General features: G+C 53.7%; 21 protein-coding genes and 1 other RNA gene. 17 read left to right on the top strand and 5 right to left on the bottom strand.

The window, feature by feature from the left end; translation table 11 throughout:
- Positions 1-18: 18 nt before the first annotated feature.
- Positions 19-3,606, bottom strand: a complete 3,588-nt coding sequence (locus TRICHSKD4_RS15860; protein WP_009467897.1) for a hydantoinase B/oxoprolinase family protein — start codon at positions 3,604-3,606, stop codon at positions 19-21.
- A gap of 186 nt (positions 3,607-3,792) precedes the next feature.
- Between TRICHSKD4_RS15860 and TRICHSKD4_RS15855 the strand changes: the two genes are divergently transcribed.
- Genes TRICHSKD4_RS15855 through arsH form a run of 5 tightly spaced genes read left to right on the top strand, consistent with a single transcriptional unit; the run spans position 3,793 to position 6,220 of the window.
- The gene (locus TRICHSKD4_RS15855; RefSeq protein ID WP_009467896.1) at positions 3,793-4,332 is read left to right on the top strand and encodes a winged helix DNA-binding protein; all 540 of its coding nucleotides are present in this window, start codon (positions 3,793-3,795) and stop codon (positions 4,330-4,332) included.
- A gap of 36 nt (positions 4,333-4,368) precedes the next feature.
- Positions 4,369-4,710, top strand: coding sequence for a gamma-glutamylcyclotransferase (locus TRICHSKD4_RS15850; RefSeq protein ID WP_009467895.1), 342 nt, complete (start codon positions 4,369-4,371; stop codon positions 4,708-4,710).
- 58 nt (positions 4,711-4,768) lie between these two features.
- Positions 4,769-5,119, top strand: coding sequence for a helix-turn-helix transcriptional regulator (locus tag TRICHSKD4_RS15845; RefSeq protein ID WP_009467894.1), 351 nt, complete (start codon positions 4,769-4,771; stop codon positions 5,117-5,119).
- Positions 5,116-5,535: an arsenate reductase (glutaredoxin) gene (arsC, locus tag TRICHSKD4_RS15840; RefSeq protein WP_009467893.1), complete on the top strand. Its 420-nt coding sequence runs from the start codon at positions 5,116-5,118 to the stop codon at positions 5,533-5,535. The genes TRICHSKD4_RS15845 and arsC overlap by 4 nt, the downstream gene beginning before the upstream one ends.
- Positions 5,528-6,220 carry an arsenical resistance protein ArsH gene (arsH, locus tag TRICHSKD4_RS15835; protein ID WP_009467892.1) on the top strand — a complete coding sequence of 231 codons (693 nt, stop codon included), beginning with the start codon at positions 5,528-5,530 and terminating at the stop codon, positions 6,218-6,220. The genes arsC and arsH overlap by 8 nt, the downstream gene beginning before the upstream one ends.
- Before the next feature lie 6 nt (positions 6,221-6,226).
- On the opposite strand, the gene TRICHSKD4_RS15830 is transcribed toward arsH, so the two are convergent.
- On the bottom strand, positions 6,227-8,425 hold the full coding sequence (locus TRICHSKD4_RS15830) for a bifunctional diguanylate cyclase/phosphodiesterase (protein WP_085979627.1): 2,199 nt from the start codon (positions 8,423-8,425) through the stop codon (positions 6,227-6,229).
- A gap of 270 nt (positions 8,426-8,695) precedes the next feature.
- Here TRICHSKD4_RS15830 and TRICHSKD4_RS15820 point away from each other — a divergent pair, with 270 nt between their 5' ends.
- The 6 genes from TRICHSKD4_RS15820 to TRICHSKD4_RS15795 all read left to right on the top strand — a co-directional run bounded on the left by TRICHSKD4_RS15820 (position 8,696) and on the right by TRICHSKD4_RS15795 (position 15,544).
- Complete coding sequence (locus TRICHSKD4_RS15820) at positions 8,696-9,388, top strand: molecular chaperone DjiA (protein ID WP_009467889.1); 693 nt, start codon at positions 8,696-8,698, stop codon at positions 9,386-9,388.
- Positions 9,385-10,149: an N-acetylmuramoyl-L-alanine amidase gene (locus TRICHSKD4_RS15815; protein WP_009467888.1), complete on the top strand. Its 765-nt coding sequence runs from the start codon at positions 9,385-9,387 to the stop codon at positions 10,147-10,149. Before TRICHSKD4_RS15820 ends, TRICHSKD4_RS15815 begins: the two co-directional genes overlap by 4 nt.
- Before the next feature lie 320 nt (positions 10,150-10,469).
- Positions 10,470-11,090, top strand: a complete 621-nt coding sequence (locus tag TRICHSKD4_RS29440) for a lytic transglycosylase domain-containing protein (protein ID WP_009467887.1) — start codon at positions 10,470-10,472, stop codon at positions 11,088-11,090.
- Between the two features lie 417 nt (positions 11,091-11,507).
- Complete coding sequence (locus tag TRICHSKD4_RS15805; protein WP_009467885.1) at positions 11,508-13,019, top strand: flagellin; 1,512 nt, start codon at positions 11,508-11,510, stop codon at positions 13,017-13,019.
- Positions 13,020-13,196: 177 nt separating this feature from the next.
- Positions 13,197-14,738 carry a class I adenylate-forming enzyme family protein gene (locus TRICHSKD4_RS15800; RefSeq protein WP_009467884.1) on the top strand — a complete coding sequence of 514 codons (1,542 nt, stop codon included), beginning with the start codon at positions 13,197-13,199 and terminating at the stop codon, positions 14,736-14,738.
- The gene (locus TRICHSKD4_RS15795; RefSeq protein WP_208993106.1) at positions 14,735-15,544 is read left to right on the top strand and encodes a 3-hydroxybutyrate dehydrogenase; all 810 of its coding nucleotides are present in this window, start codon (positions 14,735-14,737) and stop codon (positions 15,542-15,544) included. The genes TRICHSKD4_RS15800 and TRICHSKD4_RS15795 overlap by 4 nt, the downstream gene beginning before the upstream one ends.
- Positions 15,545-15,555: 11 nt before the next feature.
- Here TRICHSKD4_RS15795 and TRICHSKD4_RS15790 read toward each other — a convergent pair whose 3' ends face one another.
- The gene (locus TRICHSKD4_RS15790) at positions 15,556-16,245 is read right to left on the bottom strand and encodes a pyridoxamine 5'-phosphate oxidase family protein (protein ID WP_050763448.1); all 690 of its coding nucleotides are present in this window, start codon (positions 16,243-16,245) and stop codon (positions 15,556-15,558) included.
- Between the two features lie 83 nt (positions 16,246-16,328).
- On the opposite strand from TRICHSKD4_RS15790, the gene TRICHSKD4_RS15785 reads away from it, so the two are divergent.
- Together TRICHSKD4_RS15785 and rnpB are read left to right on the top strand one after the other, a co-directional pair.
- Positions 16,329-17,789: a PLP-dependent aminotransferase family protein gene (locus TRICHSKD4_RS15785; RefSeq protein ID WP_009467881.1), complete on the top strand. Its 1,461-nt coding sequence runs from the start codon at positions 16,329-16,331 to the stop codon at positions 17,787-17,789.
- 33 nt (positions 17,790-17,822) lie between these two features.
- Positions 17,823-18,229, top strand: an RNA gene (gene rnpB / locus TRICHSKD4_RS28280) — RNase P RNA component class A.
- 51 nt (positions 18,230-18,280) lie between these two features.
- Here the strand turns inward: rnpB and TRICHSKD4_RS15780 are convergent.
- Together TRICHSKD4_RS15780 and TRICHSKD4_RS15775 are read right to left on the bottom strand one after the other, a co-directional pair.
- On the bottom strand, positions 18,281-19,768 hold the full coding sequence (locus tag TRICHSKD4_RS15780) for an NAD(P)/FAD-dependent oxidoreductase (RefSeq protein WP_009467880.1): 1,488 nt from the start codon (positions 19,766-19,768) through the stop codon (positions 18,281-18,283).
- Between the two features lie 36 nt (positions 19,769-19,804).
- Positions 19,805-20,251 carry a cupin domain-containing protein gene (locus TRICHSKD4_RS15775; RefSeq protein ID WP_009467879.1) on the bottom strand — a complete coding sequence of 149 codons (447 nt, stop codon included), beginning with the start codon at positions 20,249-20,251 and terminating at the stop codon, positions 19,805-19,807.
- Positions 20,252-20,406: 155 nt separating this feature from the next.
- Between TRICHSKD4_RS15775 and TRICHSKD4_RS15770 the strand changes: the two genes are divergently transcribed.
- From TRICHSKD4_RS15770 to TRICHSKD4_RS15755, 4 genes are all read left to right on the top strand, one after another.
- A complete protein-coding gene (locus TRICHSKD4_RS15770; RefSeq protein WP_009467878.1) occupies positions 20,407-21,414 on the top strand; it encodes an AraC family transcriptional regulator in 1,008 nt (335 codons plus the stop codon).
- Between the two features lie 421 nt (positions 21,415-21,835).
- Positions 21,836-22,306: a division/cell wall cluster transcriptional repressor MraZ gene (locus TRICHSKD4_RS15765; RefSeq protein ID WP_009467877.1), complete on the top strand. Its 471-nt coding sequence runs from the start codon at positions 21,836-21,838 to the stop codon at positions 22,304-22,306.
- On the top strand, positions 22,306-23,343 hold the full coding sequence (gene rsmH / locus TRICHSKD4_RS15760; protein ID WP_040617026.1) for a 16S rRNA (cytosine(1402)-N(4))-methyltransferase RsmH: 1,038 nt from the start codon (positions 22,306-22,308) through the stop codon (positions 23,341-23,343). Before TRICHSKD4_RS15765 ends, rsmH begins: the two co-directional genes overlap by 1 nt.
- Position 23,344: 1 nt before the next feature.
- Entirely contained in the window at positions 23,345-23,701 is a 357-nt protein-coding gene (locus tag TRICHSKD4_RS15755; protein ID WP_009467875.1) for a hypothetical protein, read from the top strand.
- Positions 23,702-23,705 lie beyond the last annotated feature (4 nt).

The raw sequence follows: 23,705 nt of genomic DNA, 5'->3' as shown, positions 1-23,705 counted from the left end.
TGCAGCCTGAATTGCGTTTTAGTCGGCCGCGCCCCAACCGCCGGCTGTTGGGGTGACAACCGTCACAGCCTCGCCGGCTTCCAGAACGGTTTGATCGCAGCTTGCTAGAACTTCGATTTTGCCATTCAGACGACGAACTTCAGTTCGCCCCACCTGACCATCCTCGCCGCCGTCCATGCCTTTTGGCTTGATGGTCCGATGAGAGCCGAGAATGGAGCAGTCCATCTTTTCAAGAAACCGCAAGGTTCTGCGCGTGCCATTTCCCGCATTCCATTTTCCTCGTCCACCAGAGCGCTTGCGGATATGGAAATCTTCCAGAAGCACAGGGAAGCGGAATTCAAGCACTTCCGGATCGGTCAGGCGGGAGTTGGTCATATGGGTATGGACACCGTCAGTCCCGTTGAAATCGGGGCCTGCCGGTGATCCGGAACAGATGGTTTCATAGTACTGATAGGTTTCGTTGCCGAATGTCAGATTGTTCATCGTGCCTTGTGCATTGGACATGGCCCCAAGGGCTGCAAACAGCGCATTCGTGACATGCTGCGAGGTTTCAACATTCCCGGCAACAACAGCTGCGGGGTAGGTTGGACGCAACATGCAGCCTTCGGGAATGATGATGTTGATGGGTTTCAGGCAGCCCGCATTCATCGGGATGTCACCGTCGACCATCACGCGGAAGCAATAGAGCACCGCTGCACGGGTGACCGGTTCCGGCGCATTGAAGTTGTTCGGTTTCACATCGGTTGTTCCGGTGAAGTCGACCGTGGCTTCGCGCTTTTCCTTGTTGACCGTGATCTTGACCTTGATCTCGGCCCCCTGATCAGTGGGATAGGAATATTCGGCGTCTTTTAGTGCCGAAATAACCCGCCGTACGCTCTCCTCAGCGTTGTCCTGCACGTGTCCCATATAGGCTTGAACCACGCTGAGGCCGAAATGGGAAACCATCTTCCGCAATTCCTGAATGCCTTTTTCATTCGCGGCAATCTGGGCAGACAGGTCAGCTACGTTCTGGTGCGGGTTTCTCGCCGGATAGGCGTGATCGGTCAAAAGCTCGATCAGTTCCTGTTCGCAGAAACGGCCCTCATCGACAATTTTGAAATTGTCGAACAGGACGCCTTCTTCATCCACATTAGTGGCCCGTGGGGTCATGGAACCGGGAGCAGAGCCGCCAACATCGGCATGGTGACCACGCGAAGCTGCCCAAAACAGGATTTTGTTGCCAGCATCATCAAAAACCGGGGAGACAACGGTAATGTCGGGCAAGTGGGTGCCGCCATTGTAAGGAGCGTTCAGCGCAAAGACGTCGCCAGGCTTGATCTTGCCCTGGTTCAGCTTGATGACCGTTTCCACGGAGCGGTCCATTGAGCCCAAATGCACTGGCATATGCGGCGCATTGGCGACCAATGCTCCACCCGCATCAAAAACGGCGCAGGAGAAATCGAGCCGTTCCTTGATGTTGACGGAGTAGGCGGTGTTTTGAAGTGTCACACCCATCTGTTCTGCAATCGACATGAAGAGGTTGTTGAACACCTCAAGCATGACCGGGTCGGCCTTGGTTCCAATCGCCTTGGAACGGTGCAGGGTGGTGATCCGGCGTAATATGACGTGGTCCTTGGCGTTCACCTCTGCCTGCCAGCCATCTTCAACTGCAATGGTTGCGTGTGGCTCGATAATAAGGGCAGGGCCTTTCACTTTCATGCCGGGCTTCAGGCTGCTGCGTTTGTAAATGCCGGCATCGCGCCAGATCCCATCTGCAAACATTTTTGCATCATGGGAGGCTTTGGGGCTGTCAGTGACAAGGCTGATGTCCGGCTCGCTCAGGCCTGCGCCACCGCCTGCGGTTTCCACCTCTAGGGCTTCCACGACAATCGGCTTGTTCTCATAGGCAAAGCCGAATTGCTGGCGGTGCGCGTCTTCAAAGGCTGCACGCATCGTTTCAACATCGGCTAATGTCACCGGAAGGGGGGTGTCGGTTCCGTCATAACGCAGATGAGCTGTGGTTACGGTTCGGCGGTTTTGGTCGTCTATCCCTTGTTGTTCAAGCTCCGCTTCCGTTGTTTTTGCCAGTTCTGCCTGCAGGCTGTGCAAGTCCTTCAAAATGGCATCGTCCAACTGCCTGACGACCGCTTGTTGGCGGTTGGCGCGAATGTCCGCCAGACCCATTCCATAGGCTGAAAGGATGCCGGAGAAGGGGTGGAGAATGACGGTGGTCATGCCGAGCGTGTCTGCAACCCGGCAACCGGTTTGGCCACCAGCACCACCAAAGCAGGTAAGGGCGTATTCGGTGACATCATAGCCGCGCTGGACCGAAATTTTCTTGATCGCGTTGGCCATGTTTTCAACGGCGATTTTCAAAAACCCTTCTGCGACGTCTTCTGCAGAGCGTCCGTCATTTATCTCTTTGGCCATGGCGCCGAATTTTTGGCGTACCACGTCGGCATCCAAGGGCTCGTCGCGGTTCGGGCCGAAGATTTTCGGGAAAAATTCAGGGGCCAGTTTGCCGGTCATCAGGTTGGCATCGGTCACGGTCAGTGGACCGCCACGCCGATAGCAGGCTGGTCCCGGATTGGCGCCAGCGGAATCTGGTCCAACCTGAAAGCGGCCGTCCTTGTAGTGGAGGATGGAGCCACCGCCTGCTGCAACCGTGTGGATCATCATCATTGGCGCACGCATGCGAACACCGGCGACCTCTGTCTCGAACGCGCGTTCATAATCGCCGTCAAAATGGCAGACATCGGTTGAGGTGCCGCCCATGTCAAAGCCGATGATCTTGTCGAACCCAGCCATCTTGGAGGTTTCAACAGCGCCGACAACTCCGCCTGCCGGGCCGGACAATATGGCGTCTTTTCCCTGAAAAAGTTCGGCAGCTGTCAATCCGCCAGATGATTGCATGAACATCAAGCGTGGGCCTTGGCCGAGTTCTTCCTGAACCTGGTTCACATAACGCCGCAAGATCGGGGACAGGTATGCGTCCACAACCGTCGTGTCGCCGCGTCCGACGAGTTTCATCAGCGGAGAGGTTTCGTGAGAAACGGAAATTTGCGGGAAACCGACAGAATCTGCAATCGCTTTAAGGCGCTGCTCGTGCGTCTGGTAGGCGTAGGAATGCATGAGGACGATTGCGATTGACCGAATACCGTCGTTGAAGGCGCGGCGCATATCTTGATACGCGGCATCCTCATCAAGCTCAATTTCTACGGTGCCGTCTGAACGAACCCGTTCATCGATCTCGTACACGGCCTCATAGAGCAGTTCCGGCTTGATGATTTCTTTGGCGAAAATGTCTGGTCGCGCCTGATAGCCGATTTCCAGCGCATCGCGAAAACCCTTGGTGATGAACAGGGCCGTGCGCTCACCTTTCCGTTCCAAAAGCGCATTGGTGGCAACGGTGGTGCCCATCTTGACGGTTGCGACCTGATTTGACGGGATTTTCGCGCCGTCTTTTAGGCCCATAAGTTCCCGAATGCCTTGAATGGCTGCATCCCGGTAGGCTTCCGGGTTCTCAGACAGCACTTTGTGCGGGTGAACCGAGCCATCCGGAGCGCGGCCCACGATATCGGTAAAGGTGCCGCCACGATCGATCCAGAAATCCCATTGTCCGCTCATACTGTCCTCCATTTAACCGTCCCGGACGAAAGAGCTTGGCACTCGGGACGGTGATCAGATTTTGATTTTGCAAATGTCGACATTTTATCGATAAAATGTCAATGAAAAATTTTTATGATTTGTTTTGAGGGTGGTTTGATCCTGTACCATGGGATCAAAGAATCAGCTTTTGAGTGAGAGCGAGCCATGTCAAACGAAGAAACATCAGATGCTGAGTTGCCGCCAATCGGGCCGGTTGTTTCAGCAGCGCATCTGGCCTCTGGAGCGCTGCCGGCTCTCTCGGAAATCGAGTTCGCGGTTACCATGATGGTGAATGCCTATCATCGCTGGATGGTGCGAGGTATGGCGGCCAGCGGTCTGGATGGATTGTCTCCTCTGGAGACTTTGGTCCTTCACTCGGTCAACCACCGAGGGCGGGCGAAGACGCTTTCCGATATCTGCCTTGTCTTGAATATCGAAGATACGCACACGGTTACCTACGCGCTCAAGAAGCTTGAAAAGTCAGGCCTTGTGCAATCGGGTAAACGCGGCAAGGAAAAAACGGCGGAGATTACACCGGAAGGGGAGACCGCGTGTTTGGAGTATCGCAAAATTCGCGAAGGTCTGCTTGTTGAACCGATGAAAGCCTTGGGTCTGGATGAAAAGGAATTGTCACGGATTGCTGCCACCATGCGGCTTGTTTCCGGCCATTACGATCAGGCCGCACGCGCGGCTGCGGCGATGTAATCTTGCTTGTTGATTGGTGACTAACTGGAGATCGGTTTGGCTGACAATTCTTGCGAAACTCGGTTGGCCGTGTATGGCACACTTGCGCCCGGCCGCGCTAATTTCCACGAGCTTGAGCCTCTCGGTGGAGAATGGAAGCAAGGCACGATCAAGGGCAAATTGGTCGATGCTGGCTGGGGAGCCGCTCTTGGCTATCCGGGTTTGGTTCTGGACGAGAATGCTTCCGAAATTGAAGTTTTCCTGCTCGTGTCCTCGGAGTTACCTGAGAACTGGGCACTGTTGGATGCTTTTGAAGGTGAAGGATACGAGCGTGTTGTGACCAGCGTTGACCTTGGTGATCATACCGTTTTAGCGTATGTTTATGTTGTAAAGTTCTGAAATAAATAACTAATATCTAAACATTGCAATATTACAAATATAATTGTAGTGTTTCAATATGTTTGAAGACTCAGCTATCGACGCGCTTACGGCGCTTGCCCATAAAGACCGGCTGTCTGCGTTCCGCTTGTTAATCAAAGCTGGGCCGCAAGGACTGCCGTCTGGTGAAATTGCGGAACAGCTCGACATAGCGCCGACGCGGATGTCCTTTCATCTTTCTAGTTTGGAGAAAAGTGGATTGGTCTCTGCCAAGCGCGTTGGCCGAAAAGTCCTTTACGCCATCTGCTTTGCGCATATGCGCGACCTTCTTCTTTTTCTGACAGAAGACTGCTGTTCAGGTCATCCAGAGATCTGTGGGACTGATTTTTGCCCACCTGACTTACCAACCGAAAAAGGCGCTCCGAAATGAGCATAACCATCTATCACAATCCAAAATGCGGCACGTCACGCAACACATTGGCGATGATCAGGGAAAGTGGCGTCGAGCCGACGATCATTGAATATCTGAAGACACCGCCCACTCGCGAGACCTTTGTTGGACTGATTGAGCAAATGGGGATTTCTGTCCGCGATTTGCTGCGGGAAAAAGGGACACCTTTTGCAGAATTGGGCTTGGGAGATGACAAATGGAGTGACGATCAGCTTATCGACTTCATGATGGAACATCCAATTTTGATCAATCGTCCGATTGTTGTCAGCGATAAAGGTGTCCGATTGTGCCGCCCTTCCGAAACGGTTCTGGATTTGCTTCCGAAGACGATTGAGAAATTCGTCAAGGAAGACGGTGAAGTCGTCAGCTTGGGATTAGCAAAAGACAATGGCTGACAGACCTGAAGTGGACGACCTCCCCAATATCCAGCCTGAAAAGTTTTTGATGACCGATTGTGATCGGCTGGGCGTTGAGATGTCCAACGCTCATCCGCCGCGTATCTTGCTGTTGTACGGCTCTCTTCGCGAGCGGTCTTACAGCCGGTTTCTGGTCTATGAAGCAGAGCGCCTTTTGAAGGCACTCGGTGCTGAGACACGCGTGTTTAATCCTGAGGGGTTGCCATTACCGGACAGCGAGGACGACAAACATCCAAAGGTTCAGGAGTTGCGCGAGCTGTGCAACTGGTCGGAGGCACAGGTTTGGTGTTCGCCAGAACGCCATGGGGCGATGACGGGAATTCTTAAAACACAGATTGACTGGATCCCGCTAAATATGGGTGCCATTCGCCCCACCCAGGGTAAAGTACTCGCCCTGATGCAGGTTTCCGGAGGCTCCCAGTCCTTCAATGCGGTCAACCAGATGCGCATCTTGGGGCGCTGGATGCGGATGTTCACCATTCCCAACCAGTCATCGGTCCCCATGGCATATCAAGAGTTTGACGACGATGGGCGGATGAAGCCGTCGCCGCGATATGACCGTGTGGTTGATGTTATGGAAGAGCTTGTAAAGTTCACGCTGCTCTTGAGGGACAAGAAAGACTACCTGGTTGAGCGGTATTCAGACCGGAAGATCCGCGCCTAACTTGCCTTAGCCATGCTCTTTCTCTTCTGACGGTTCCTCGACATCGGCGAGTTCAAAGGCTTTGTCGAGGGCTGTTTCTGGCAGAGGGTCGTGAGGCAATTCAACAGCGTCCTGATAACGCTTGAGCATTCCATTGCCTGTGATTGGAGAACGCTGGAAATGATCCCGCCGGGCTTCGTGGCTGGCGACCGTGCCGGGACGACCGAACAAGAAGCCCTGCACCAGATGACATCCGGCAGATCTTAGCAAAATAACCTGTTCTTCGGTCTCAACGCCTTCAGCGGTGATCTGGACATCAAGAGAGTGGCCGAGGCCGATGATTGCCGTCACCACGGCGTCTAGGCTTGGTTCTTCGCCCAGATTTTGGATGAAGGACCGGTCAATCTTGATCTTATCAAACGGGAAGCGGCTCAAATAACTCAGCGATGAATACCCGGTTCCGAAGTCATCCATGGCAATGGAGACACCCATTGCATGGATTTTTTGCAGTGTTTCAACCACGGCTTTTGGATTGGAGATCAGGAGACTTTCGGTAATCTCAACCTCAAGTCGCTCAGGCTCCAGACCTGATGTTTCCAAAGCTTTGCGAACTTTCTGATCTGTTTCACCGGCAAGGAACTGCGCGGCAGAGACGTTGACGGCAATCTTGATTGATTTGTCTTCCCAGGCTGCAGCTTCATTGCAAGCGTGATTGAGGACCCAGTCCCCGATATACTGGATCAGGCCAGTGTCTTCTGCAATTGGAATAAAAATATCTGGAGAAATTAGGCCTTTGGTCGGGTGCTCCCAACGGATCAGGGATTCATAACCTTTAAGCTGATTATCAATCAGGGAATATTGAGGCTGGAAGACCAGTTGGAACTGATCGAACTTCAGTGCTTTCACCAGATCAGCTTCGATTTCTTTCCGTCTTTGCGCATCTGCATCCATTTCTGGGGAGTACCAGACAAATGTAGAGCGGCCCGAATGTTTCGCAGCATAGAGCGCAAGATCCGCGCAATGAAGAAGACGAGAAGCCCGCCAACTGCCATCGCTCGCCCTCGCAATGCCAATCGAAAGTGATATCTGGATTTCCTTGCCGTCGATAACGCAAGGGGCTTTTGTTGCGGCAATCATGGCGGCGGCGAGTTTCGTCAAACGTGCAACGTCTGAGTATGATGTGACCATGACGGCAAACTCATCGCCGGACAGGCGTGCAACCAGATGGTCTTTGAAGGTGTGCCTTAGCCTGTCCGCGATTATCTGAAGAAATATGTCGCCGGTGCCATGACCATAAGTGTCATTGATTTCTTTGAACTTGTCGACGTCGATCAACATGGCCGCCATGTTGCTGGCCTTTGCCTGTGACAATCGAAGTCCTTCGTTGAGCTTGGCGTTGTACACAGCCCGGTTTGGAAGTCCGGTCAAGGTGTCGTGGTGCGCCAGAAACTGGATGTCGCGGTTGACTTTCACCTGATCGCGAAAGCGCATCCAGATGATCCCGCCGGCGAAAAGAATGGAAATTCCGCACATTGCGCCGATCAGGATGATCCCGCTCAATGGAATATTGCCGACCTTGGACAAGAGTTCAGACTGATCGGTTAAAACCACAAAACCACCGATCAGTTTGCCGTCGACCCCAAACTCTGGGATCGAGACGAAGATGTACGGTTTGACTTCGCCTGTAGGAAAAATATCTTGCGATACGAAGGGTGATTTATTAGCGACAAGTCCGTCGAACGCTGCGTTCAAAGACCGTTCCGTGGGGCCGTGTTCAAGGAATTTACTTGCCGCTTTATCCTTTGCGATCGCAATGGCCTCGGCAGGTGTTTGACCTTTTGGGAGTGCGTCAAACGGCACGTGCGTTGAGGCTAAAATTGTGTTGGGAGCAAATATAGTAGCGATCAGTTCGTTCTGTTTGGAAGACAGTACGGGTTTCGGAGCTTGTTCCGTGGCTCTGTCGGTTTCATCTGACGGGGCCTGACGTGAAAGCCTAAGCCCATTGAATTGAGCTACTTGATTTTGTTGAGTATTTTTAGAAACGCTCGATAGTGACGATGCGTTGTACTTGTCCAGTGCGTCCGCGACGGACTTTTCCAGAGTCCCCTCAACCAACGCATGAGTGATCACAAGGTTGGTGCCGTGAATGCCAAAAACAAGCAGGACAACAAGCCATAGCGCGATGAGCACTGGTAGTAGTTTGCTATTTTGTTGCTTGCTTTGCATTAAATGTCCCGGACCAGCGCGCCAACAGAAAAAAATATTGGACAACGGTTTAATTTGCCTGAAGACAGGCCTCAAAAACTCCGAGTTTCGGCTCTTTTTGCGACTCTTTGGTCAAGTCTGACGATTGAGAAACTCACCCTTCACAAGGAATTCGACACTGGCGATAATGTCAGGAGGTCGTTAAAATTGGATTTCGAATAATTTGTTTGTTTTGCGTTTGAGAATCTGAATTTTTTCAAGACAATATCGAACAGATAAAAAGGAAAGCATGTGAGTGTCTGGACAAGCCTTGGGAGTATTGTAGCTGCAATTGGCAGCGGTGGAGCCCAGGTCATTGACCGTCTTGTCCAGATTGTCCTAGCTCGTCCGGAAGGAACGAGTTCGGTTGGATTCACGGTCGCCATGATTGCACTGTCAGCCAAAATGGCGAAGGCGGATGGTGTGGTCACGACCGATGAAGTGATCGCCTTTCGTGAGTTGTTTGATGTGCCTCCGGGCGAGGAAAAAAACGTCAATCGCCTGTTCCAGCTCGCTCAACAGGATGTTGCTGGTTTCGAGGTCTATGCAAAAAAACTGGCGGACCTTTTTCCATATGACCGGAAGACCTTGCTGGATATTCTGGACGGCTTGTTTCACATCGCCAAGGCGGACGGCGTTTTGCATAATTCCGAGATCGACTTTTTGGCTCACGTCGGACGGGTTTTTGGGCTCGATGAACGCGAGTTTTCAAAGGTGGTTGCCCGCCATGCTCGCGAAAAAGGGGACCCTTACGAGGTGCTTGGTGCAGATGCGGCTTTGTCGGATGATGAGTTGAAGCGCCACTATCGCCGCGAGGTCATGGAAACGCACCCGGATCGGATGATCGCCCGCGGCGTGCCTGAAGAATTCGTTCGTATTGCCAATGACCGTCTTGCCGCACTTAATTCAGCCTGGGCGCAGATTTCAGCGGAGCGGGGCCTGTGAGTGCAAAAACGGATACCGGTGTTCCAGCCCGGCTGCGCCCATCTCCAAATCATGGGGAGCGTGTTGGAGGCGGCTCCATTGATATGCTGATCCTGCATTATACTGGAATGGAGACAGCTGAGGCTGCCTTGCAGCGTTTATGTGACCCTCGGGCGGAAGTGTCGGCCCACTACGTCGTCGAAGAAGGTGGCTCGATCCTGCAATGCGTGCCCGAGGCGCGGCGTGCCTGGCATGCTGGTCGGAGTTATTGGAAGGGAACGACTGACATCAATTCCCGTTCGATCGGGATCGAAATTGTCAATCGTGGGTATGATTATGATTATCCGGAGTTTCCGGATGTCCAGATAGAAGCGGTCTGTGATCTTTGTGCGGATATCGTTGAACGCCACGAAATCAAGCCATGGCGGGTTCTGGCCCATTCAGACATTGCGCCTGACCGCAAACTTGATCCGGGCGAAAAGTTTCCCTGGGGGCGACTGGCTGCCAAAGGTGTGGGTCTTTATGTCGAACCGGAGGTCACCGGCAGAGGCATTTTCATGCAGGAAGGCGAAAGTGGTCAGCCGGTGGAAGCGCTGCAATCCATGTTGGCCATTTTTGGGTACCGCATGGAGGTGACAGGTCAGTTCGATGCGACAACACGTTTGGCAGTCGAAGCCTTTCAGCGCCACTATCGTCCTGAACAGGTGGATGGGATCGTTGATCAGTCGACGATTGAAACTCTTCACAAACTACTTTCGAAGCTTCCGGACCTTAATGCCTAAAGTGTTGTGAAAAGCAGGTGCTCGATTTTAAGCGTTCTGAATTTGGACGCGGCTCTGCCTCAAATTTTCAGATTCCTGCCTCCTTTGCGTCACTTTCTGCATAAATTGCCAATATTCGTGGCTGAGTTTGCCGTATTTTCTGAAAAATCTTGAAATCTATCGTGATGACACAGGGCTGATTTTCGTCTCACTCTACCGCCATTTCTTGCCGCCGCCAAAAACACAGAAAACAGTCTCAACAACAAGAGCACGGCATGAAATTGCAGTTTGTAAAAAAAGTCACTGGTGTAGTCGGACTACTCACTTGTTTGAACGTCGCCATGGTAGGGGCTGCACACGCAGATCTCGTGCGTCCGGAACCGGCTAAATCATCAAAATCAAAAACCAAGACCGCAAAAGTTGGGACTGTTCTCAACCCGAACGCTGGCTCAGGTGCTGTGCTGCGCATTGTCAACATGGATGCGGGCGCAGCGGCAAAATCCAAAGATGCCAAATCGTCCAAAAAGACCGCTTCAAAAAAGCAGAAGCTTAAATCCCGCTCTTCATCGACTCGCTCAGGAAGTGGCCGTGCAAAATATGCTTCGCTTATCCGCTCGGCTGCCCGCAAGCATGGTGTCCCAGTTTCCATTGCCAAGGCTGTTGTGCAGGTAGAAAGCAATTTCAACTCCCGTGCTCGTGGTAGCGTCGGTGAAGTTGGCTTGATGCAAATCCGCCCGTCTACAGCGCGGGGTATGGGCTACCGTGGCTCAGTAAAAGCGCTTTACAATCCAGAGACAAATCTGGAGTGGGGGATGAAGTATCTTGCTGGCGCTTACAAGCGAGCAGGTGGCGACGTATGCGGAACGATCCTCCGCTATAACGCGGGGCACTATGCAAAGCGGATGAACCCGATCTCTCGGCGATATTGTCAGAAGGTCAAATCCATTTTGCGGAATTCGTAATCTTTGATCCGACTTGCAAAATGCAAAAACGGGCCGGCTGCTCATCGAGCGCCGGCCCTTTTTTGTGTCGATATGCCCTTTTGCCAGTAAGGCAAATTGCAAAATAAAAAAATTTTGTAAAATTTTGCTGATCCGCATTTTAACAAAACCATTGCTGTTTTGGGCAGCTTAGCATGATCAAACTCCAGAAATTGGCTCTGCAGCCTTAGAAGCCGATGTGACGCAATTATTTATATTGTCCAATCTCTCAATGTATAAATTCTGCTGGATATTAGTATTTTTGCTGTGTTTTGGTGAGTCTATTCTGAGGCTTTGCTTCGCTGTGTTTTTAAATATTTGTTAGGGTTAACAGAACATTTTCGTCTCAACCGCTCAGGATGAGTGGAATTCATTTCAGCCCCAGGAAAGGGATCGAAAATGTCATCTAATATTACTTTGTCAGCTGCCGTTCGGCAGAATCTGTTAACTCTTCAGTCCACTGCAGATCTGATGTCCGGCGTGCAGAACAAGCTCGCCACCGGACTTAAGGTCAATTCCGCACTCGACAATACGAATTCCTTCTTCACAGCATCGGGCTTGAACAGCCGGGCACGTGATCTGGGCACGCTTCTGGATGACATGGGCCAGTCTCTGCAGACTATCAAAGCGGCTGATAAAGGTATTCAGACTGTCACAGATCTGGTTGAAGCGGCGAAGGCAAAGGCAAATCAGGCGCTGCAGACCCAAAGTCAGTTTGAGCGCAAAAACTATGCAGAGCAGTACAATAACCTGCTTGAGCAAATTGAAGATGTTGCAAAAGACTCCTCCTATAAAGGCAAGAACCTTCTCGCTGGTGATGGCAACAATCTGACCACTATCTTTAACGAAGATTCCACGTCCAAGCTGACAATTGAAGCGGTTGACTATACAGATACGACCCTCGAAGATGGTCTTAATCTGAATGATCTTGCGCAAGGTGAAGGAGCCGCAACATCCTTCCAGATTCAGGGCGCCAGCGAGACGCTGACCCTTACCGATAGTGACGGACAAGCCTTGAATTCGGCGTCAAAATTATCGGCCTTCACTGGCGCTGTTATGGGGGATGTCATCCGTTTACGGGACGCTACAACCGCAGCTCCGACCGTTGGTGGCGTCAGCCTGACAGTGACCACTGCAACGACTGTTCAAGATCTCATCACCGAACTGGAAAGTGCGCCGGGTGTCCGCGCCGAGTTCGATCAAACGTCTGGTCAGTTGAAGATATTCTCTAATGACAGTGCAAACCTGCATAACAACGGAGCAGGCTCCACGGCAACTTCCGCAACACTGTCCGGTCTCACGGCAAGCGCAGCCAATGCAGGCACATCTCTGCTGGCAAGCAATGCTAGCTTCAAGGTTGGTGATACATTGACGCTCACCGATGGCAACAACTTTGAGCTCGGCTCGCTCGAAATTGAGGAAGACACATCGATCAATGATCTCGTTGACTTCATGGACGACTTCAACGGAGTAAGCGCCAATTTCAATGCCTCAACGGGTCGGGTGGGATTGGAAAGCGATACCGATCTCACGTTGGCAAGTGATAACTCCAACTTCAATGCAGAGAACTTTACGGCAGATGCGGACGGGGTCACAATCAGCGCATTGTCTGACAGTGGGTTTGCCTCGGACAATGACATTAACCGGGTTCTTGATCGCCTGAATACCGCTTTGACCAACCTTCGCTCTCAGGCGTCCGAATTTGGTACCAACTTGTCGACCGTGGAAATCCGCCAAGACTATACGAAGTCCATGATCAACACCCTGCAAGAGGGCGCTGGAAAGCTCACTCTGGCAGATACAAACGAAGAGGGTGCAAACCTACTGGCATTGCAGACCCGCCAGCAGCTTGCCTCAACCTCACTCTCCTTTGCCTCTCAGGCAGACCAGACTGTGCTGTCGCTGTTCTAAGCGGTTTAGCACTCAAACTTCAGTCTCGCGTAGGCGGCGTGCTTCGGCACGCCGTTGCGCGTTTGTAGGCACCGTGAGTAGACCGCATTCTCATGTGAAGCCCTTGTTCTTCCGATCAAAATATGGACCACTGCAAAAGAATTTCCTGTGGTCGTTTTGGGAGGAACGAATACACCCATGAACATCGCTGAATGGTTGAACCGGTGTGTCAGGCTTTATGGCGACCGCCCAGCAATCCTGTCGGGAACTGAAGTCGTTGCGTCCTACACCGCGTTCGAAAACCGTGTTCGCGGCCTTGCGTCCGGGCTGAAGACCCGCTTCTCGCTTCAGCCGGGCGATCGGGTTGGCATCTATATGTCCAATCATGTGGCTTATCTGGAGTGCCTTTACGCTGTTTTGTATCTCGGCGGGGCTGTGGTGCCGGTTAACTACAAGCTGCATCCCAAGGAAGCAGGTTTCATCTTAGAGAACTCCGGTGCCCGTCTGGTGTTTGTCGCAGGTAAAGATGCGTTTGGCGGAGACCAGGATATTTGTCCGGCTGGAACGGAAATTATCGATGTGAACAGCGCGGACTATCAGGAGTTGGTCACTACAGGGGCTGGGTTTACAGCTCCGGTCACACGTACCAAGGATGATCTGGCTTGGCTGTTCTACACGTCTGGCACCACAGGTCAGCCGAAAGGCGTCATGATGAGCCATGGCAACCTTCAGACCATGTCTCTCAGTTATTTCGCTGACGTCGATGACGTTCGCACGGATGATACGATCCTTTACGCTGCGCCGATGTCGCATGGGGCCGGTGTCTATAATTTTATGCATACATTAAAAGGTGCTGCGCATTGCGTTCCGACAAGTGGCGGTTTTGATGCGGATGAAATTCTGGATTTAGCGCGCCATTTGGGCAGCGTTCATATGTTTGCAGCGCCCACCATGGTCAAGCGCCTTTTCGATGTTGCACGGGAGAAGGGAAAAACGGGCGAGGGAATTCGCACCATCATTTATGGCGGCGGCCCAATGTATGTGGCGGATATTCTCGATGCTGTTGAGGTCATGGGACCGCGATTTGTTCAGATTTACGGGCAGGGCGAATGTCCGATGTGCATTACGTCGCTTTCGCGGGATCTAGTCTGTGATCGCGACCACCCAAATTGGAAAACCCGTTTAGGGTCGGTAGGTCGTGCGCAATCATGCGGCGATGTTCTTATCGTCGATGAAAACGGTAAGCCATGCGCTGTCGGCGCCCCCGGAGAGATCACGGTGCGAGGATCTGCCGTGATGCTCGGGTATTGGCAGAACCCGGAGGCGACAGCCAATGCTCTTCGCGATGGGTGGCTCCATACCGGAGATATCGGATATCTCGATGAAGATGGGTTCCTGACCCTGACCGACCGGTCGAAAGACGTGATCATTTCCGGTGGCACCAATATTTATCCGAGAGAAGTGGAAGAGGTGTTGTTGCAGTTGGATCAGGTGCACGAGGTTTCGGTGGTTGGCCAGCCGGATGTGAAATGGGGTGAGGTGGTTATTGCCTTTGTGGTTAAAACTGGCGGGAATTCGATCACTTCTGAGGATCTGGATGAGCACTGCCTTGCCAATATGGCCCGGTTCAAGCGACCCAAGCGTTATGTCTTTTTGGATGAGCTGCCGAAAAACAGTTACGGCAAGGTTTTGAAGACCGAACTGCGCAAAAGGCTTGAAAGTGAGGAGATGGCGACGTGAACGAGGGGATGTTGAGGGGAAAGACGGCGCTGATCACCGGCTCGGTGCAAGGGATTGGATTGGCAATCGCCAAAACATTGGCCGCACAAGGCGCGCGTATTGGCGTTCATGGATTGGCGAACGCTGAACAGGCGGACGCCGCTGTTGCCGAAATAAAGGCCGCGGGTGCGCCGGAAGCCCGGTTTTTCGATGCTGATATGCGCGATCCAGATGCCATTGATCAAATGATGAGCGAGATGGAGAGCTGGGGCGGCGCAGATATTCTGGTCAACAATGCAGGCATTCAAAAGACGGGCTCCATGGCTGATCTCAGCCGGGAAACCTGGGATATGATACTGGCGGTGAACTTGTCCGGGGCGTTTCACACCATGCGGCGGGCCCTGCCTAAAATGGCTGAACGTGGATATGGCCGAGTGGTGAATATTGCGTCGGTCCACGGATTGGTCGCCTCAAAGGATAAGAGCCCGTATGTCGCTTCCAAATTTGGCCTTGTGGGAATGTCGCGCGTGGCAGCACTGGAATATGCCTCAGTCGGATCACGGGAAACGGGTGGGGTCACAGTCAATTGCATTTGTCCGGGATGGACTGAAACAGCAATCATTGAGCCGCAGATCGTAGCGCGCGGAGAGCAGCTTGGTGTGGGGTGTACGGAGGCCATTGCTGATCTTTTGTCAGAAAAGCAGCCAAGCCTTCGCACATCCAAGCCAGAGGAAATCGGGCAGGCCATCCTTTGGCTCGCCAACCCGATTGCGCACAATATTACCGGTATTTCCCTACCCATTGACGGGGGATGGACCGCGCAATAGCGGGTATCGCTCTACAGAAATTTTCGCTGAGCTGCTTGCAAGGACGCAGGAGCTGGAACGTCGGTTTTCACATGCGCGTCGGGAACGGGAGCGCCCAGTGCTGTGGTCACCGGTACAACGCCTCCCCAAATCGGCAGGTCGAGGTCTTCAGCGTCCTCACCCGGAGGGCCTGTGCGCACTTTTGTGGAGATATGCTCGATATCGAGCGCGAGCACACCGGTTGCCTTCAGCTCCTTGGGGAGCATCGGACGGGACTCGTCCCAGCGACCGGGCATCAGGTGATCCGTCATTGTGATGAGCGCCTGTTCGATCTCGCCCTTATCTGTCACATGCTGTGCAGCCCCATGAACAATGGCGCAGCGGTAGTTCATTGAGTTGTGAAATGTGGCGCGGGAGACGACAAAGCCATCAATCAGGGTCACGGTGAATGACAGAGGAGCGGTTTCACCAACTTTCTTGATGATCCGCGTTGTTGAGGCGCCGTGGATATAAAGAGTGTCGCCAATCCGGCCGTAGATCATCGGAATGACCATTGGGCGGTCGTCGGCGATGAAACCCACATGTGCGATCATTCCCTTGTCCAGAATGTCATAGGCGAGGTCGCGGTCGTACCCGCCCCGGTTCATTTGGCGGATTTTTGCATAGGCCGGGCGGTCTGCTGCCTCGTCGGCGGGTCTTGTCTTCAGATCAGTGTCGGTCATTGGTCCGGCTTCTTTCAATTCGCTTGCAACTCCTCTCTACCGGCTTAAACTGGATCTTTATAAGAGCCAGTTTTGGAAAAATCATGGAACCACTGCTTGCGCCCAGTCTGATAGAGATCGACAAGTCTGCGCCGCTTCCCATCCCGGAACAAATCTATCGCTCGTTGAGGGTCGCGGTTCAAAAGCAGATGCTTGCGCCCGGTCACAGGCTGCCGTCGTCGCGTGAGCTGGCTCAGCACCTTGGTGTGTCCCGCAATTCGGTCAACACGGCTTATGATCTCCTGAAGGCGGAAAGCATTGTCACGGTGAAACGCGGTGCGTCGCCGGTTGTTGCTGGAAACATGGAGCTTGAAGGCAAATCGCAAGTCTCGGAGGCTCCTGCGTTCAGGCCGCGTTTGTCAAAACGGGGGGAGCGGCAGACGGCGGATTACCGTGGACCCTATTGGGCCAAAGGGGCAGGCGTTCTGCAGTCCGGGGCTCCGGCGCGTGATCTCTTCCCCTATGACATGTGGGCAAGATGTCTGCGGCGGGCGGTGCGCAGTCTCAAAAGTGATTTCCTGCTGTATCACGATGCGACCGGGTATCGTCCGCTGAAGGAAACGCTGGCGACCTATCTTTCCAGTGAGCGCTGCGTGCGGGCCAAACCCGACCAGATCATCATCACCTCGACCATGCAGGGAACATTGACTTCCCTGGCAACGGCTCTGGCTGATCCGGGGGATGCCGTTTGGATCGAGGATCCGGGTTATCTGGGCGCACGCTCGGCCTTTCTGAGTGCTGGGCTCACCCCATCCGGCATTCCGGTTGACGCAGAAGGCTGCACGGTTCCCCCGAAAGGAGAGGTGCCTGATCCGAGGCTGATCTATGTCAGTCCGTCCCATCAGTTTCCGCTTGGCGTGAAGATGTCGCTTGCCCGCAGGCTTGCGCTTATCGAGCGGGCGCGGCGGTCAGGGGCAATCATCCTCGAAGATGATTATGACAGCGAGTTCCTCTTCGAAAGCAGACCTGTCGCCGCCATGCAGGGTTTGGCAGAGGAGGGCGAGGTCATCTATCTCGGCACGTTTTCAAAGAGCCTTTTGCCCGGACTGCGAATTGCCTTTTGTGTTGTGCCCGATGCTCTGGTCGAACCGCTGCAACGCCTCTTTCGATATACTGGCTGTATTGCAAATGTGCATGTTCAGGCGGCTCTGGCCGACTTCATCGAAAGTGGCCATTACCGCTCGCATCTGCGGCGCATCCGGCAGGAGTATGAGAGCCGTGGTCGACTGATGGTTCGCATCTTCCGCGATATCCTCGGAAATCGCATCTCCGTCGAACCACCAACGGGAAACGTTCAGTTGGTGCTGCAGCTCAATAGCGGGCACGACGATTGCGAGCTGGCGACCGCCCTTCAAAAGCGCGGGTTTTCCGTTTCCCCGGTTAGCCAGTCTTATCTCGGGCAGGCGCAAATGCGGGGGCTCTTGGTCGGGTTTGCTGACGCCAATGAGCTGCAAATGACCTCCTTTGCCCGACAGTTGCGCTCGCTTTTGGATGGAGCGGCTTGACCTGACCTTGAAAGCCACCTATTGCCTCGCGAGCCAGTCGGTCAGACAGCCGCTGCCGCAAGTGCTGAAAGGCCGCGGGGGAGGAAAGTCCGGGCTCCATGGAAACACGGTGCCGGGTAACACCCGGCGAGGGCGACCTTAGGGAAAGTGCCACAGAAAGCAAACCGCCCCGATCCGGTAGCAATATCGACTGCGGGGTAAGGGTGAAAGGGTGGGGTAAGAGCCCACCGCGCGGGCGGCAACGAACGCGGCATGGTAAACCCCACCGGGAGCAAAACCGAATAGGGATAACGCGGGCTTTGCCCAGGCCGGTTTCCAGGCCAGTTGTCCGGGTAGGTTGCGAGAGGCGCTTGGCAATAAGCGTCACAGATGAATGGCTGTCACGTTCGCAGGCTTGCCTGCGGGCCATACAGAACCCGGCTTACAGGCCGACTGGCTATTAGTTTTTGCCCCGCAAGAACTTGTTCTCGCGGGGCTTTGTCTTTCCAAGACTATCCTGCCTGGTATTGTGGTGTACTAGCGAGAAACTCCCCATAGGCTGGCGCATTTGGATAGGAAAACTGCTCGGCGAGCGGGTTGCTGCGTTTGTGTTTTGCAGCGCCCATATCGGCCAGAAGTTCATCGAAGTGGCGGAAGTGGAACGGGGCAGAGCAAAGTCCGGCATATACTTGTGCCGCGGGCCGCTGGTTTCGTTTCCAGTCCAGCATAGCGTCGATGTTCTTGCGCATGTCTGCGTCGGACGGCTGATTGACAAGCTGGCCGTCGGCATATCGTACCAGCCAGTTGGCAATCATTTCTGCCGACAGGATCGTGCAGAAACTGGAGTTGAAACCGACAAAGCCCATGTCCGGAAGGTCAGGATTCACCGAAATCCTGTAGACCCGGTAGAGACCGTCATGATCGATGAGTTTCTTTCGGTATTCCTCTGCCAGATAAGGGATGCCGAGCTTCCAGCCGACCGCCAGAACAGACAGGGTGCAGGGCACCTTGTCGCCGGTGGTCAGAACCACCTTGCCGTCTTCATAGCGGTCATATGTTCCCCGGATCGGCTTGATCCTGCCGCTTTCAAAACCCTCGAACAAGCCGGGGGTCACGATGGGCAGGGAACAGGACGCTTCCTTTTCTATCGGCGTATCCGGCACCATGTCCCATTTCTTCAGTCCAAGCTGAAGCTTCAACAGAGTTTCAAGGCCACGGAAGTTTGCCCAGATTAGCGGCTTGAAAACGGTCGATAGCAGCTTGCCCATGAAGGACGGTTGCCAGCCGTTGAACTGCTGCTCCTGCGCACGCATGTAAAGGAGACGTTTGAAATTGATGCCTCCAATGAAATAGGGCACCCGCCAGACTGGTTCCCGATATACCAGCGTGACAGAACGTGCGCCGTTGTTGGCGGCATTCACGGCGATATCTGTGGCGGATTTTGAACCGCCCAGCACCACAACATCCTGGCCTTGTGCCATGGAGGTTTCGGTATACTCCGAGCTGTGCATCACCTTGCCGCCAGCTTCGCAAAACGTGTCCTGACCGGGATGGGCGATGATGTTCTTGTCCGAGAACTGGCCGGTGCAGATGGCAACGAAATCGAAATCTTGCTTCCAGATGTTGTTGCCGCTCTGGATTTCGAGCGTCCAGCCCGGATTGCCGTCTGCCCTGCGATCCATATGCAGGATGTTCGTGTTGAGATGAAAGAGCCGTTCCAGATTGTGCTTATCCGCGTATGACTTCAGATAAGCATGGACCTGCGGCCCCTTCGGCCATTCCGGATACTCTTCAGGCATCGGGTGATCGGTATAGCAGTAGAGGTCTTTCGGAGATTGTGTTTGCACATCCGGATAAGAGCGGGAGAGCTCCCACACTCCCCCAAAATCATGGCTGCGCTCAAAGCCGAATACCCTGTGTCCGCGCTCGTCAAAGGTCTTGGCAGCAGCTAAGCCGCTGACGCCGCCTCCGATGACTGCGACGTTTTTCCGTTTAGTCATGACTGAAGTCCTGTTTCCTGCGTCCCGTTTTTGGCATCAGGCCTGATCGGGCGGGGGCAAAAAGTCGACTTCATGCAAAGCGGATAATCGCACGAGTTCTGCGGGATCTGTTACCCCATCAAGCACCTTGAAAAGGTCGAAGAGCTTGCGAGAAGGGGCTACCCCGAAGACGCAAGTGGCTGTTTGGCCCGAGCGATTGAAGATGCCATGGGCGATCCCCATTGGCATACGGACGGTGTCGCCAGCCTTTGCGACGTGCTTTTCTGGGCCAAATTCCACTTCCAGTTCCCCCTCCAGCATAACGATCCACTCGTCTTGGGTGGGATGGATGTGTGGTGGGACAAAAGTATCCGCTGGCACAACGGCATGCCAAATGAAGGCATTGGGGCTGTGGAGCTTGGGTGTGTAGGTGTGACCAACAACATTCCAGGCTATGCCGCCCAAACCGTCTGCTGCTGATGTAACGCCTGCTTCATTTTCCATGATGTCCGTCCTCCCGTTTTTCATTGATTGGGTGGATCTTAGGACGGAATGCGAAACCCCATTATCCATTTTGCGAAATTATAATTCCAAAAACTCTTCCATCTTGGTTCAATTGTTGCGTAGTCTAAAGGCTGGCGTTGCCGGGGAGGAAGAAGTTGACGCTGGAACGTGAAGGCACTCAAGTGCGGCCACTGGACAGCTTTCGTTGTTTTGAAACAACGGACTTGGATGAAGCACGAGAAATGGTGGGACAGCATTTTTGCAGCCACTCTCTCGATCTGGGAACCGCTTCCGGTCATTTTCAGGCTTGCAAGAACCGTGTTCAGGGTAAGCATGTTTCCCTCAATTATCTTCGATATGGCGCGGAAGTGGTCATCAAGCCCGGTGAGCTGACGGACTTCTTTTTGGTGCAGATCCCATTGAGGGGCACTGCAGATATTCAAAACGGGAAGTCTCGGTTTGGTTCTGACAAGAGCGTGGCTTCCTTGTTGAATCCCGATCTTGATACGCAAATGCGATGGCACGCTGGCTGTGAACAGATCTTGGTTCAAATTGAGCGCGATTATCTTTTGTCGGTGGCCTGTGAAGTGTCCGGGGTCGGCCACTTTGAGAAACTTCGATTTGACCCGATGATGGATCTGCGCGTGCCAGGCATTGAAGCGTGGTCTCGACAGGTCAAGGCCGTGTTTGGTGCCGTTGAAAATGGTGTTGCCTTCTCTTGCCTTGAAAGCGAACATCATCGAGTGTTGGAAGAGAGCCTAGTTGCTGGTCTCGTGCTGTCTCAACCGAATTCTGCTTCTTGCCTGCTCCGTCGTCATGCCCCTGATATTTCGCCGGCAGTTTTCCTGAGAGCCATCAACAAGATAAACGAGCGTTTCACAGAGCCGATTTCGATGCTGGAAATTGCGCGCTGGGCGAAAACGACGCCGAGAACGGTGCAACTCGTATTCAAAAAGGAAATTGGCTTGTCTCCCATGCAGTACCTGAAAGAGCTTCGTCTCGGGTATGCAAGGCATTTGTTGCTGACAAATCAGAACAGCCTTCCTGTTGGAGAGATCGCTGCCCTGTCGGGGCACACACATCTAGGCCGTTTTTCCACTGCCTATAAAATCCGGTTTGGAGAGTCTCCCAGAGAGACTGGGCGATGCATACGCTACTCTTGATGGCATCGCGAGCAGGTTGATGCCTTCACTCGGCCATTTGCAGCTATCTGTCTAGAAGCCCTTGTTTCTTAACCTTTCTTAAGGATCGTTCACGATTATTTCCGCATTCTGCAGATCGCTGGCCAAGCAATCGCGGGCCTCGCGCATGATTCCAATTCCTGTCAAGCGTTTGTTAAACCTAACCACAGTAAGCTCATTTTAAAGGGAAATCTGTCGGTGTTTGCAGCCAAAGTGCCTTGCGATTCCATTGACTGCCCATGATTTCCCATGATATCCCATAAATGCCCAATTGGTGTGGAGTGATCCCATTTCCGCATTGGGCGGGCGGCGTACGAAATCAGCCCTTGCCGGTGAGAGCCGGGCGTTTTCTAGGTGCGAATTTTGGGGTGTGGAGCGGGCTGGGCCTGCTTGAAGGGGATAGATGGCCGGCTTTGTCGCGCATTTTACCAATCGGCTGGATGCCAAGGGTCGCGTATCGATCCCGGCGCCTTTCCGAACGGTATTGGCGAAAGACGGTTTTGAAGGACTGTACCTGATTGCCTCGTCGCACTGTACGGCAATTGATGCGGGCGGAAATGCTTTGTTGAACGAGATACAAACCCGCCTTGATGCGTTTTCGAAATTGTCGCCGGATCATGATGCTCTGGCAATGGCGCTGTTTGGTGCCAGTGAAACTCCGAAGATCGACAGTGATGGCCGAATGGTCATTTCGGACATGGTGCGGGAGCATACGGGTTTGAAGGATCAGGTCACCTTCGCCGGGATGGGTTACAAGTTCCAGATTTGGGAACCAGAGAAATTCCGCGAGCATAGCGCAGAGGCCAAAAAGCGCGCGCTCGCCATGCTGTCGGGGCAAGTGCCGCCGACACAATTGCCGGGAGGGCCGGCATGATGGCGCAAAGCACAAGTTCGGTTGATCTTGAAGCTGGCGGACCAGAACGCCACGTGCCGGTCCTACTCGATCTTGTTTTGGAATATCTTGCCCCAAATCCCGGTGAGGTCATCATTGATGGCACGTTTGGTGCTGGTGGATACAGCCGGGCCCTGCTCGAACGCGGCGCATCTGTCATTGGCGTGGATCGGGATCCAGATGCGATTGCAGGTGGCCAGCCGCTTGTTGAGGCGTCTGATGGACGTTTGACCCTCGTCCCCGGGTGTTTTGCCGATCTTGAAACGCATGCCCGCTCGCTTGGTCACGACGCCGTTGATGGTGTTGTTCTCGATCTTGGCGTGTCCTCCATGCAGCTGGATGAAGCGGAACGTGGTTTTTCCTTTTTGCGGGATGGACCGCTCGATATGCGCATGGAGCAGGAGGGGCCGTCTGCTGCCGATGTGGTGAACGAGCTTTCGGTGCGCGATTTGATCCGCATCATCGGTGTTCTCGGAGAGGAAAAGCGCGCGACAACAGTTGCTCATGCGATTGACAACGCCCGCAAAGAGGGTCCTTTCACGCGTACCGGAGAGCTGGCCGCGCTGGTTGAGAAAGTGCTTGGCCGCTCACCGAAGAAAGCGCAAATACATCCGGCAACGCGCACCTTTCAGGCGCTTCGGATTTACGTCAATGGCGAGCTGCATCAGGCGGCTCAGGCGCTGGGCGCGGCTGAGAATATTCTGAAGCCCGGCGGACGTTTGGTCGTCGTGAGCTTTCATTCTCTGGAAGATCGTATCGTCAAACGTTTTCTGGCTGATCGCAGCAAGACACATGCCGGTGGGTCTCGGCACATGCCGGAAACAGAAGTCGAACCGCCGACCTTTGAGCTTTTGACGCGTAAGGCAATCGACGGAACCGACGCTGAAATTGCAGGAAATCCGCGGGCACGATCAGCCAAGCTGCGGGCCGGGCGTCGGACCACCAATCCCGCTCGCTCTCTCGATATTCATGCGGCCGGTGTGCCGCGTCTGGCTGACTTTAAAGGACTTGGGGGCTGACATGGTGCGCACACTCAATGTTCTCTTCATTCTTGCCGTCGTGATCGGTGCGGCGGCTGTCTACGACATGAAACTTGCGGCGAAAAAATCTGCCAACCGGGTCGCCGAACTTCAGGCCGAAATCGAGGCGGAACGCGATGCGATCCGCCATTTGCGCGCGCGGTGGAGCGAGCTCAATCAGCCGGATCGGCTGCAAGGACTTGTTGAACGCTACAATGGATATCTGGAGCTTGAGGCCATGAGTGTGAAGCAGATCGTTGCACCTGAAGATCTGCCTGCGCGCCCCGTACTTCTTGAGCCAGTCGGATCGCCGGACCCAATAGGTGGTTATGCCGGCACCTCAGCGGTTGTTCAGTGAGGGC

The organism is Roseibium sp. TrichSKD4 (genome assembly GCF_000148725.1).
Taxonomy (GTDB): Bacteria; Pseudomonadota; Alphaproteobacteria; order Rhizobiales; family Stappiaceae; genus Roseibium.
Note: the sequence above shows the minus strand (reverse complement) of the source record. Positions and strands in the feature narration are given on the sequence as shown.